This window comes from Companilactobacillus musae (assembly GCF_003967595.1).
GTDB classification, from domain to species: Bacteria; Bacillota; Bacilli; order Lactobacillales; family Lactobacillaceae; genus Companilactobacillus; species Companilactobacillus musae.
In genome coordinates this window covers 95233-107882 of the sequence record NZ_BIFW01000001.1, presented here as the reverse complement: position 1 = coordinate 107882, position 12650 = coordinate 95233, and the positions used below count along the sequence as shown (strand labels likewise).

General features: G+C 35.4%; 11 protein-coding genes. 1 reads left to right on the top strand and 10 read right to left on the bottom strand.

Annotated elements, in window-relative coordinates; genetic code table 11:
• Positions 1-12: 12 nt before the first annotated feature.
• The 10 genes from pyrC to rpsO all read right to left on the bottom strand — a co-directional run bounded on the left by pyrC (position 13) and on the right by rpsO (position 12110).
• On the bottom strand, positions 13-1284 hold the full coding sequence (pyrC, locus tag LAB100_RS00540; protein WP_119326883.1) for a dihydroorotase: 1272 nt from the start codon (positions 1282-1284) through the stop codon (positions 13-15).
• Entirely contained in the window at positions 1244-2191 is a 948-nt protein-coding gene (locus tag LAB100_RS00535; RefSeq protein WP_119326884.1) for an aspartate carbamoyltransferase catalytic subunit, read from the bottom strand. The genes pyrC and LAB100_RS00535 overlap by 41 nt, the downstream gene beginning before the upstream one ends.
• Before the next feature lie 264 nt (positions 2192-2455).
• Positions 2456-3700: a tyrosine--tRNA ligase gene (tyrS, locus tag LAB100_RS00530; RefSeq protein WP_119326885.1), complete on the bottom strand. Its 1245-nt coding sequence runs from the start codon at positions 3698-3700 to the stop codon at positions 2456-2458.
• A gap of 359 nt (positions 3701-4059) precedes the next feature.
• A complete protein-coding gene (gene yihA / locus LAB100_RS00525) occupies positions 4060-4644 on the bottom strand; it encodes a ribosome biogenesis GTP-binding protein YihA/YsxC (protein WP_119326886.1) in 585 nt (194 codons plus the stop codon).
• Positions 4645-4697: 53 nt separating this feature from the next.
• Positions 4698-5945 (bottom strand): ATP-dependent Clp protease ATP-binding subunit ClpX, encoded by a 1248-nt coding sequence (clpX, locus tag LAB100_RS00520; RefSeq protein WP_119326887.1) that lies wholly within the window; start codon positions 5943-5945, stop codon positions 4698-4700.
• A 147-nt stretch (positions 5946-6092) separates the two neighbouring features.
• A complete protein-coding gene (gene tig, locus LAB100_RS00515; RefSeq protein WP_119326888.1) occupies positions 6093-7379 on the bottom strand; it encodes a trigger factor in 1287 nt (428 codons plus the stop codon).
• Positions 7380-7586: 207 nt separating this feature from the next.
• Positions 7587-8777, bottom strand: a complete 1191-nt coding sequence (gene tuf / locus LAB100_RS00510; RefSeq protein WP_119326889.1) for an elongation factor Tu — start codon at positions 8775-8777, stop codon at positions 7587-7589.
• A gap of 206 nt (positions 8778-8983) precedes the next feature.
• Entirely contained in the window at positions 8984-9931 is a 948-nt protein-coding gene (locus tag LAB100_RS00505) for a tetratricopeptide repeat protein (RefSeq protein ID WP_119326890.1), read from the bottom strand.
• 37 nt (positions 9932-9968) lie between these two features.
• A complete protein-coding gene (locus LAB100_RS00500; RefSeq protein ID WP_119326891.1) occupies positions 9969-11666 on the bottom strand; it encodes a ribonuclease J in 1698 nt (565 codons plus the stop codon).
• Positions 11667-11840: 174 nt separating this feature from the next.
• The gene (gene rpsO, locus LAB100_RS00495; RefSeq protein WP_119326892.1) at positions 11841-12110 is read right to left on the bottom strand and encodes a 30S ribosomal protein S15; all 270 of its coding nucleotides are present in this window, start codon (positions 12108-12110) and stop codon (positions 11841-11843) included.
• Positions 12111-12325: 215 nt separating this feature from the next.
• Between rpsO and rpsT the strand changes: the two genes are divergently transcribed.
• Positions 12326-12574, top strand: coding sequence for a 30S ribosomal protein S20 (gene rpsT / locus LAB100_RS00490; protein WP_119326893.1), 249 nt, complete (start codon positions 12326-12328; stop codon positions 12572-12574).
• Positions 12575-12650 lie beyond the last annotated feature (76 nt).

The window sequence follows — 12650 nt, the reverse complement described above, 5'->3', positions numbered from 1 at the left end:
ACCCCTCATTCTTTATTTTGAATAAACACAATTACCATTGACATACGTCTGTTCAATTTTTCCAAAAACCTTCTGTCCTATGAATGGACTGTTAGTTCCTTTTGATAAAAAGTCGGTTCGTTTAATTTCATAATTATCATCTAAATCAATGATTGTAAAATCAGCCTTTTGTCCTAACTTGATAAATCCCGCTTGTGATAAATTAAAATCTTGAGCTGGATTTTCCGTCATTAGTTGTAATAATTTTTCTATACTGATCAATCCTGTTTTTACCAAGTGCGTGTACATCAATGGAAATGATGTTTCAATTCCTGTAATTCCGAAAGCACTTTTAGCAAAGCCTTGATTTTTTTCATTTTCAGCATGTGGTGCATGATCCGTTGCAATCATATCAATCGTGCCATCTTGTAATCCGGCAATTAAAGCCTGACGATCACTTTCACTACGTAACGGAGGATTCATTTTAAAGTTAGCGTCATCTGTTACGATATCTTGATCACTTAATAAAAGATGATGTGGAGAGACCTCACAGGTTACATTAATTCCGGCATCCTTGGCCATTCTGACCAACTGTACACCATCTTTAGTAGAGATATGACAGACATGATAATGTACACCAGTTTCCTTAGCTAAAACCAGATCTCTAGCTAATTGTGATGTTTCAGCTACTTGCTTGATTCCTGGCAATCCAAGACGCTTTGAGGCTATTCCAAAATTGATTACGCCATGATTGAACAAATTCTTATCTTCAACATGTGCTGCCAAATGACTGTTGACCGCCGCAATTCGTTCCATCGCTTCATACATAGTTTCGGCATTCATAATTCCATGTCCATCGTTTGAAAAGCCAATAGCACCTAATTCAACTAATTTTTCAATATCAACTAATTCATCGCTTGTTTCGTTCTTTGTTACTGGTGCATACTGCAACGTATTAATAACTGAGTTTGCCTGATTCAATTTTCTCTGTTCTTGAAACTTTTCAATATTATCTGGTACTGGAATAACATTAGGCATTGCGCCAACAGTCGTAAAACCACCATGTGCAGAAGCCAATGTTCCAGTTTTAATAGTTTCTTTATGTACTTGACCAGGTTCTCTGAAATGTACATGAACATCAATCAAGCCTGGAGTTACTAACTTAAATCCAGCATCAACAATTTTTGCATCGGTTGCTACGATATTTTCAGCAATATGTTTGAACTTACCGTCTTCAATCAAGACATCACAGTTGATCAGTTTATTAGCGTAGAATAGCTTGGCGTTTTTTATCAGTAACTTCATTACCCACGTTATCTCCTTTTAAAACGGCTTCAATCATGGCCATACGCATAAATACTCCATTAGCCATTTGAGGGAAAATATATGACTTATCACATTCAACAACATCGTCAGCAATTTCTACTCCACGGTTGATAGGTGCCGGATGCATAATCATTGTTGTTTCTTTCATCATTTTGACACGATCTTTATTTAAACCATAATTTTGAAAATAGTTTTCTTTAGAAAAGCTTTCATTCTCTTGAGCTGATAATCTTTCATGTTGAACTCTTAAAAGCATTACTACGTCCATTTCTTCGCATAATTGATCAACACTCGTGTGAGGACCAATTTCAGCAAATTCTGGCGTATACCATTGATTTAAACCACCAAAGTACATCTTGGCACCTAATCTTGTTAAGATTTCAGCATTTGAATGAGCAACACGTGAATGACTTAAATCCCCGATGATCCCAACTTTCAATCCATCAAAACTACCAAAATGTTCATAAATCGTCATTAGATCAAGCAATGATTGTGAGGGATGCTGTCCTGTACCATCGCCACCATTGATAATATGAATATTTAAATTATGATTTTCAACTAAATCTTTATAATATTCATCTTGGCTGTGGCGAATCACTGCAACACTAGCGCCGATACTTTCTTCAGTCTTAATTGTGTCATACAAGCTTTCTCCTTTAGAAGTTGAAGATGTAGCCGCCTCAAATTCAATCTCTTGCATCCCTAATTTCATTTCAGCTACTTGGAAACTAGATTTTGTTCTTGTACTATTTTCAAAAAACAAGTTAATGGCAAATTTATCAGCACCAATCGTTGATTTTTTACCTGACTTAAATTCCAAAGCCGAATCAATCAGCTCGTAGACCTCTTGATTTGATAATTGTGACATAGAAAGTATATTTTTCATTGTTTTCCTCCAAATTAAAAAGGGTTAGCCTTTATCCAGCTAGCCCCTAAAAGTTTGGTATTATCCTGACCTTTTAGACCTCACTGGATCTATTTAAAAGTTCCCTGATTTTTTTAAGTAAACAAAAAACTTCCTATCCCACAAGGAAAGGAAGTTTACACTTTTTTTGTCTAATGTGTAATTAACCTTCCAAGCCTCACAGGACTTGTTTAAAAGTTTTCGTTGCAAATAATATAAACGATTTCACGCATTCAGTCAATAGTTTTATTTAATTGTAGCCAAGAAATACTTCTTCTTACCACGACGAATAACAATGTATTTGCCATCAAATGAATCTTTAGGATCGATTTCAGTGGTTGTGTCAGTCAATCTTTCACCATTGATTCTAATAGCACCATTTTGAATATCTTCACGAGCTTGACGCTTTGATTTATCAACGTTTACAGCAATCAAAAGATCAACTAAATTAATAGGATCATTGGAAATTTCTGCACTTGGAACACCATGGAAGGCTTCTGCTACTTCAGCAGTAGTTAATTCTTGAATCTCACCAGAGAACAATACATCAGTAATCTTCTCAGCAGTCTTGAGAGCTTCTTCTCCGTGAACAAACTTAGTTACTTCTTCAGCTAAAGTCTTTTGAGCCAAACGTTTCTCAGGAGCTGTTTTAACGGCTTCTGCTAGTTTATCAATTTCCTCTTTTGTTAAGAATGTAAATTTCTTTAATAAATTGATAACATCTTTATCATCTTGATTGAACCAGAATTGATAGAACTCATATGGTGAGGTCTTCTTAGGATCAAGCCAAACAGCACCACCGGCAGTTTTACCAAACTTTGTACCATCTGATTTTAACAACAATGGAATTGTTAAAGCATAAACTTTAGCCTCTTGGCCTTCAGCTTTATGAATTAAATCTAGTCCAGCGGTTAAATTACCCCATTGGTCACCACCACCAACTTGTAATTGAACATTATGCTTACGGTATAATGTTAAGAAATCTAGTGATTGTAAAATTTGATATGTAAATTCTGTAAAGGAAATACCTACTTCTAGACGACTAGAAATAATTTCCTTATTAAGCATTGTATTAACATTGAATAATTTACCATAGTCACGTAAGAAATCTAGAATACCAATAGGTTCAGTCCAGTCATAGTTGTTGACCATTGTAAAATTACTGAAAATTTTCTTAGCTTGATTGCTCAAAGCCTCAACGTTGTGATTAACTTGGTCCATTGTTTGCATTGGACGTTCAGCTTTTTTACCACTTGGATCACCAATTGAACCAGTAGCTCCACCAATAACGATGTAAGGATGATGACCAGCATTAGCAAATCTTTCCAAAGTCATGAATGGCAATAAGTGACCAATATGCATTGAATCACCTGTTGGATCCATACCACAGTATAATGAAATGGCTTTTTCATCAACTAGTTTTCGTAGTCCTTCCTCATCTGATTGTTGGTTGATCAAACCACGCCATGATAATTCATCAATAATATTCATAAATCTTCCTCCTAATTGATAATCCTAGCCATTGGAATAAAAAAAGCGTCTCTGCAATTGTATGCAGGGACGCCTTTTGCGCGGTACCACCCAAATTCAAGTCAATAATCAACTTGCACTTTACTCCTAATAACATAGGACATGACTTTTAGCTTCGTAATTCATAACCAACCCTGCTTGACTCACACCAACCGTCAATTCTCTGTACTCTGAAGTAGGTCACTACTTGATTTGAAACTAAAATTATCTATAAGTATGATGATACACAGCCCTAAGTGATTTTTCAAGGGCTTTTTATTCGCTCATTAAATTCTTAAGCATTTTAAAATTTTTCAAGTTTTGTTAAAAATAGTAATATCTTATTTCATATGATCTTCAATCCAAGCCCAAACTTCATCTTTACCATGCTTAGTTTCGGAACTGAACAATTGTAAACTGTCAGTTTGATTAATGCCCATTGTCTTCTTAACTTGACTAATAGTTTTATTCCATTGATTACCTTTGACCTTATCCATTTTGGTTGCCACAATCAAAGTTGGAATTTTATAATAACTGACAAATTGATACATTGAAATATCATCTTCACTTGGTGCATGACGACCATCAACTAAAATAACCACACCTCTTAGAACATCGCGCGTAGTTAAATATTCTTCAATCATGACACCAAATTCTTCTCGTTGCTTTTTAGAAACCTTGGCAAAACCATAACCAGGAACATCAACTAAATATAATTGATCTTCAATGTTATAGAAATTCAAAGTTTGCGTTTTACCTGGCGTACTAGACGTTCTCGCAAAGCTTTTTCGATTTATAAGTGTATTTATCAAAGAAGATTTACCAACGTTTGAACGGCCTAACAATGCGATTTCAGGAAAGCCTTCATTAGGATACTGTTTTGAACTAACAGCACTTAAATTCATGGATACATTATTTACTTGCATAATTCACCTCAATTAAATAATTTTAACATATTCCAAAGAAAAAAGGCTGCCTACTAGGCAACCTCTCCATTTTTAAGAATCAATTCTGGTTCTTTTACTTTTCTTACAGCGTCTTTAGTTACTTTGACACCTTCAACATCATCACGTCCTGGAATATCAAACATCGTATTAAGCATTGTCTCTTCAACGATAGATCTCAAGCCACGCGCACCAGTATTTCTTTCGATAGACATCTTAGCAATTTCTTTCAATGCTCCATCTGTAAAGACCAGGTTAACACCATCAAGTTCCATTAATTCCTTGTATTGCTTGATTAAAGCGTTCTTTGGCTTAGTTAGGATATTTACTAAGTCATCTTCAGTAAGCTTCTCAAGAGCAGTAACAATAGGAATACGACCGATAAATTCTGGAATAATACCAAACTTCATCAAATCTTCTGGAATAATCTGTTGCATCAAGCTCTTCTCTTCAGCAATATTAGCTTCTTGTTCGGCACCAAAACCAATAGTCTTGTCGCCTAATCGATTCTTAACAATTGTTTCGATACCGTCAAAAGCACCACCAACAATAAAGAGGATATTAGTTGTATCAATTTGAATAAGCTCTTGTTGAGGATGTTTTCTACCACCCTGTGGTGGCACACTTGCAATTGTTCCTTCAAGAATCTTCAAAAGTGCTTGTTGCACACCTTCTCCAGAAACATCACGTGTAATAGAAACATTTTCACTCTTCTTAGCAATCTTATCAATTTCATCAATGTAAACAATACCGTGTTCAGCCTTGTCGACATCAAAATCAGCATTTTGCAAAAGCTTCAAAAGGATATTTTCTACATCTTCACCAACATAACCAGCCTCAGTAAGAGTTGTTGCATCAGCAATAGCAAATGGTACCTTGAGGATACGAGCCAAAGTTTGAGCCAAGAAAGTCTTACCTGAACCAGTAGGTCCAATTAAGGCAATATTACTCTTTTGTAACTCTGTTTCGCCATCTTTAAGATGTTCCATTTTATTAATTCTCTTATAGTGATTATAAACAGCAACTGACAAAGCACGTTTAGCATCAGTTTGTCCAATCACATAATCGTCAAGGATCTTTTTAATTTCCATAGGTGTTGGGATGTTATCTAGATCCAATGGTGCAGCTTCATTTAATTCTTCATCTATAATTTCTTTGCACAAATCTATACATTCATTACAAATATAGACTCCGGGTCCGGCAACGATTTTCTTAACTTGGTCTTGTGTTTTACCACAAAATGAACAGCTAATCGTACCAGTATTCTCTGTACTATCAAACATATGCAATTTCTCCTTCAATAGTTCCAATACTTTGAAAGTCTAGCATTGTAGCAAATAAGAGTAAAGTATTTAGTTTCAAACCTCTTTTTTAAAAAGCTATAAAAAAAGGAAGCCCTACGGCTTCCTAAAGTTTCTTAAAAGAATCGATTACTTTTCAACGGCTGAGTCAACGATCAATTCAATTGCCTTCTTAGCAGCAATATCATGAGCTAACATATCATCTGAAAGTGCATTTCTAACGGCTTTTTCTTCCATCTTGTATTCGTCAGCAAGTGACTTGATTTCAGCTTTAATTTCGTCTTCTGAAGGTTTGATACCTTCTTTAGCAACGATTGCTTCGATAACTAAGTCAGTCTTAACACGTTCTTCAGCATCTTTAGCAAATTGTTTCTTCAAAGTATCTTCAGTAGTACCTGTCATTTGATAGTACAACTTAGGATCGATACCTTGACGACGTAAGTTAGCTAAGTATTGGTTCAATTGGTTTTCAACTTCTGTATCAATCATTGATTGAGGAATTGAATCGATCTTGGCATTCTTAACTGCACCAGAAATTGCTTCTTCTTGAATATTTTCTTCAGCAGTTTCTTTCTTTTGATCCTTGATTTCATCATGAAGCTTTGTCTTCAATTCTTCAAGTGTGTCAACATCTTCGTCAACATCCTTAGCAAAGTCATCATCTAATTCAGGTAATTCCTTTGTCTTAACTTCGTGAAGTTTTGTCTTGAAAATAGCCTTCTTACCAGCTAGATCCTTTGCTTGGTAGTCTTCTGGGAATGTAACGTTAACGTCAACATCATCGCCAGCTGAGTGACCAATCAATTCATCTTCAAATCCAGGAATGAATGTGCCTGAACCAAGTTCTAGTGAGTAGTTTTGAGCACTGCCACCGTCGAATTCTTTACCATCAACAGTACCAACGTAATCGATAACTACTGTGTCACCTTTTTCAGCTTTACCGTCTTTAAGAACAAGTTCAGCTTGTTGTTTTTGTAATTCAGCAAGACGATCTTCAACATCAGCCTTCATGACATTACGTTTTTGTTTCTTAACTTCGATACCCTTGTAGTCACCAAGTTCAACATCAGGTTTAACAGTAATTGTAGCTGTAATTGCCCATGGTTGATCTTTTTCCATTGATTCCACGTTAATTTGTGGTTGATCAACAGGTTCTACTTTAGTTTCGTCAACAGCATTTTGATATGCAGTTGGTAGAACAGCGTTCAAAGCATCTTCATATAATGCTTCTTCACCATACATGCGATTGAAGATTTGACGAGGTACTCTACCTTTTCTGAAACCAGGTACGTTCAAACTCTTCTTTACACGGTTGAATGCAGTATCCAAACCTTGTTTGATTGTATCTTGGTCAATTTCAAACTTCAATTCACCAGTATTATTTTCTTTTTTTGTAAATTTAGCCTTAGCAGACATTTATATTATCCCTCCGGTATTTCAACGATCTCATACTTTGTAATATTACCCTAAAATGGTGATATTGTAAACATTCGACGTGATTTCTAAATGATTTTAGGACATCATTTTTCTATTATATGATACTTTTACCAATTTTTGAATATTTATACAAAAAAAAAGAGCCGGAATTAACCAACTCTTTTATTTTATCATTACCACTTAGAATTAGTCTAAGATTTCTGTAACAACTCCGGCACCAACAGTACGGCCACCTTCACGAACAGTAAATCTTGTACCATTTTCAATAGCAACTGGAGCAATCAAGTCAACTTCGAAAGTAACTTGGTCACCAGGCATAACCATTTCTACACCTTCTGGCAATTCAATAACACCAGTAACATCAGTTGTATGGAAGTAGAATTGTGGACGGTAGTTTGAGAAGAATGGAGTATGACGTCCACCTTCTTCTTTACTCATGATATAAACTTCACCCTTGAACTTGTTGTGAGTTTGGATTGAACCTGGCTTAGCAAGAACTTGTCCACGTTCGATTTGATCACGGTTAATACCACGTAGTAAGATACCAACGTTATCTCCGGCTTCACCTAAATCAAGAGTCTTACGGAACATTTCTAGACCAGTAACAGTTGACTTCAATACTTCTGGCTTCAAACCAACGATTTCAACTTCGTCACCAATCTTAATTTCACCACGATCGATACGACCAGATGCAACAGTACCACGACCAGTGATAGTGAAGACATCTTCAACAGGCATCATAAATGGTTTTGTATTATCACGTTCTGGTGTTGGGATGTATTCATCAACAACATCAAGTAATTCTTCAACGTGTTTGATTTCTTCTGGGTCACCTTCAAGAGCCTTCAAAGCTGAACCACGGATAACAGGAATGTCATCCCCTGGGAAATCGTATTCTGATAGAAGTTCACGAACTTCCATCTCAACTAGATCAACTAGTTCTGGATCGTCAACAAGATCAGTCTTGTTCAAGAAGACAACGATGTATTCAACACCAACTTGTCTAGCAAGCAAGATATGTTCACGAGTTTGTGGCATAGGACCATCAGTTGCAGCAACAACAAGGATGGCACCATCCATTTGTGCAGCACCAGTGATCATATTCTTAACGTAATCAGCGTGTCCTGGAGCATCGATATGTGCATAGTGACGCTTTTCAGTTTCGTATTCAACATGGGCTGTGTTGATAGTAATCCCACGTTCCTTTTCTTCTGGGGCTTTATCGATATCAGCGTAATCTTCAGCCTTAGCTAAACCTTTGTCAGCCAAAACCTTAGTGATTGCTGCTGTTAAAGTAGTCTTACCGTGGTCAACGTGACCAATTGTCCCAATATTTACATGGGGCTTTGTTCTCTCATAATGTTCTTTTTCTGCCATTACAAAGAATCCTCCTAAAATTTCATTTCATAAGATTGATCCAAAGAAAATGTTCTTTAGACGACTCTTTACTGAAAAATTATACTACTTTCAGAGGTGAAAGCAAATCAATTCAACGCAAATCACCGACTAAAAATATACTCTTTGGAGTATACAGGCCGTAAACGTAATTGTAAATACTCAAAGTGAAAAAATTTTAAAAAAATTCACTCCTGAAAGGTATTTATCAGTTCATCGAACCTTTTTAACCAAGTTTTTACATCGTCTAAACCCTGATTATCACTTACTTGTGAATCATCTACTAAACCATACCTTAAAAGCATTGCTTTTGTCCAGAGTTCTGGCGTTTTTATTATTTCATTTCCAAAAGGATAGACAAAAGCAGCATAAAGCGACAGTTCACCTTTAAAGTTGTCTAACTGTGATTCATTCTCGTCAGTTAGTAATTTTTCTAATTCGTCACACATTTTCAAATAGACATCAGTTGCCATAATAGGCCTGAGTCGGCTTGGATTGCAAGTTTTATTTTCGCCATAAAACGAAATATCAATTGTTTGATTCAAACCTAACTTCAACAAATTCTCTAAAGCTTCACTTTTCAAAAGTGGATGTAACAAGGGATTTTCTAACAAAACTTTAGCATTTGCAATATAATCTGCCTTGTTAAATTCCCTTAACTTTCTCAACAATTGAATTTGTTCAGCCGTAGATTCAGTTACGATCGACAATAAACGAGCTGATATTTTTTCCTTTTCTGGTTTAAAAGATCTCTCGTGTCTATCTTCAGCAATTTTAATACGTTTTATAAAATCATCAACAAAGTCTGTTTTGATGTTTGGCAATGGATTTGTATCATAAAAATTCAACATTTGATTAGCTAATAAGAAATCATTATTTTCCAAAATGATATCTAGAGCCAATTCTGCAGTCTCCGGTTCGCTAAGGTAATAATTAAAATAATCTAAAATCACAGCCTCAGCATCGCTAGGTCTTTTTTGATTCAATAAAGAAGCAGCCAGCCCCTTATTAATCGAGAATGACTGCTGCATTGCATATGCCTGCGTATATAAATCGGCTGCTTCATCCCAATTGCCTTGGTCAAAGGCCTCATCAGCTTGATCAACAATTTTTTTTAGATTATCTGAGTCGTCCATAAAATACCTCAACCATATTCCAATAAATTAAATCACTTTATTTTTTTGCTTTACGATGTCTATTTTGATTTACTTCCATGATCACTGGCAAAATCACTGGATGTCTATTAGTTTGTTCATACAAGAAGTGATTTAATTTGTCCCGAACTCCTTGTTTCAAATCTGACCAATCGAAATCCTTACTATTTTGCATGTAATCTACAATTGTATTAACGATAATATCAGAACTTTCACTCAATAAATCACGACTAGCACGCATATAAACGAAACCACGAGCCGTTATTTTAGGCTTAGCAACGACTTTCTTCTTCTTGCGATCAATTGTAGCTACTGCAATAAAGACACCGTCTTCGGCTAATAATTCACGATCACGAAGCACAATACTACCAATATCTCCGACACCAATACCATCAATCATAGTATCTCCAGCATCGACACCTTTACCTTGATAAAATTGTCCATTTTCATAATTCAAGACATCTCCCTTTTTAGTTAGGAAGATATTTTGATAAGGAACTCCTGTTTCATGCGCAATTCTAGCATGAGCATCAAGCAAACGATATTCACCTTGGATAGGAATAACGTTTTCAGGATTCAATAAATTGATCATTAATTGAAGATCAGACTTATTGGCATGACCTGAAGAATGCTTATCATCACTAAGAGCCTTAACCTCGGCACCTGTACGATAAATAGCATCTCTTGCCTTGGCCACTGTCGTATCCATAGCGTGTGATGGTGTTGTGGCGATAAAGACTAAGTCGCCTTCTTCAATTTGAAACTTAGTTTTAGCTGCTGGATTAGCCATTTTTTGAAGTAATTTAACAGGTTCGCCCATCTTACCAGTTTCAATAATAACCATCTTATTCTTATCAACTGATTTAAGCTCTTTAGGCTTTAAGATCAAATCGTCGCTGCTAATCTTCAAATAGCCTAATTTCATAGCTGTTTTCAAAATCTTTTCGGCATCTGTACCAGAAAGAAATACTCGACGACCGGTCTTTGCTGCTGCATCAAGAACTTGTTGCATTCTTTGAATGTTTGAAGCCACTTGAGCCACGATAATACGACCATTGTGATAGCTGAATGTATCAAGAATATATTCATAAATATCTTTTTCACTTGAATTTTCATAAGGTGATTCAGCATTTGCAGAGTCACTTAATAAAGCTAAAACTCTTTCACTACCAATTTTGGCAATACGACCATAATCAGTCTTATATGTAGGAGCAGCTGCTTGATCAAACTTAAAGTCACCTGTATAGACGATTTGACCTTCACTAGTCTTGATTACAGTTCCTAAAGAACCAGGAATTGAATGTGTAGTTTTAAAAAATGATACTGAGGCCTCTTCAAAATCAATTGCAGTATTCTCATCAATTACGTGGAAGTCTGAGAATTTTTTACTACGATTATCATTTGAACAAACAATTTTAGCTAATTCAATGGTCATCTCTGAACCAAAGACTGGAATATCGTATTCACTAATTAAATATGGCAATGCTCCAATAGCGTCAGCATGACCATGTGATAAGAAGATACCTACCACCTTATCAATGTTTTGCTTAATATAAGTCATATCTGGTACGACCATATCAATTCCATATAAATCATTATCTGGATACTGCAAACCAATATCCAAAATATAGATCTCATCATTTACTTCTACAGCGTACATATTTTTTCCGTTTTCGCGTACACCACTTAACAAAATTATCTTAATTTTTTTGCTCATTTTCATCTCTCATTTCATTAAAATAGCATAGATCATAATATTCTATTGTGATTTTTAAGTCTTTTAAGACTATTTAAGCTATACCTGTTTTTCATTTTAACATATCAGCGAGATTTTAGCGGAATTAAGCAAAAAAAATAGGAGATCCATTTCTGAATTCTCCTAAAATTATTATTAACGACGTAGACCTAATGACTTGATTAAATCACGGTAACGTTGAATGTCTTTGCTACGTAGGTAACCTAATAAGTTACGACGGTGACCAATCTTCTTTAGTAGACCAACATATGAATGGTGGTCTTTCTTGTTAACTTTCAAGTGATCGTTAAGTGCATTAATATCATATGTTAAAACAGCAATTTGTACTTCTGGAGAACCAGTGTCTCCATCTTTACGTGCATATTGTTTGATAACTTCGTTTTTCTTTTCTTTTGAAATAGCCATTTCAATTCACCTTTTCCTTATATATTTAGCCAAACTATGCTTGCGTTGGTGATTCGACAAACAGAGCATGGTTAACACGGTTAATTAGTTTACTATAAATTCATTAATTTTGCAATACTGAAAAAAAATCGACATTTCATTGCATTGCCAAACTTAATTATGTATAATTCTATGTATTGAGTTTTAAGCTTACTAGGTAATCGGAGGTGAAATTAATGCCACAAATTAAATCAGCTATGAAACGTGTAAAGACTGCAGAAAGCGCAAACCTTCGCAACAATGCACAAAGAAGTTCAATGCGTTCAGCAATCAAAAACTTTGAAACATCAGCTGCTAACAACGCTGACAACAAAGATGAATTATTCAGAACAGCTGTCCGTGCTATTGACATGGCTAAGTCAAAAGGCCTAATCAAGGCTAATAAGGCTGCTCGTGATAAGTCAAGACTTGCTAAATTGAATTAATGATAAGCAGCCGTTAGGTTGCTTTTTTATTTTATTAAAAAAGCTCTCTTTTAACCATTTTGGTTATTAGAGGGCT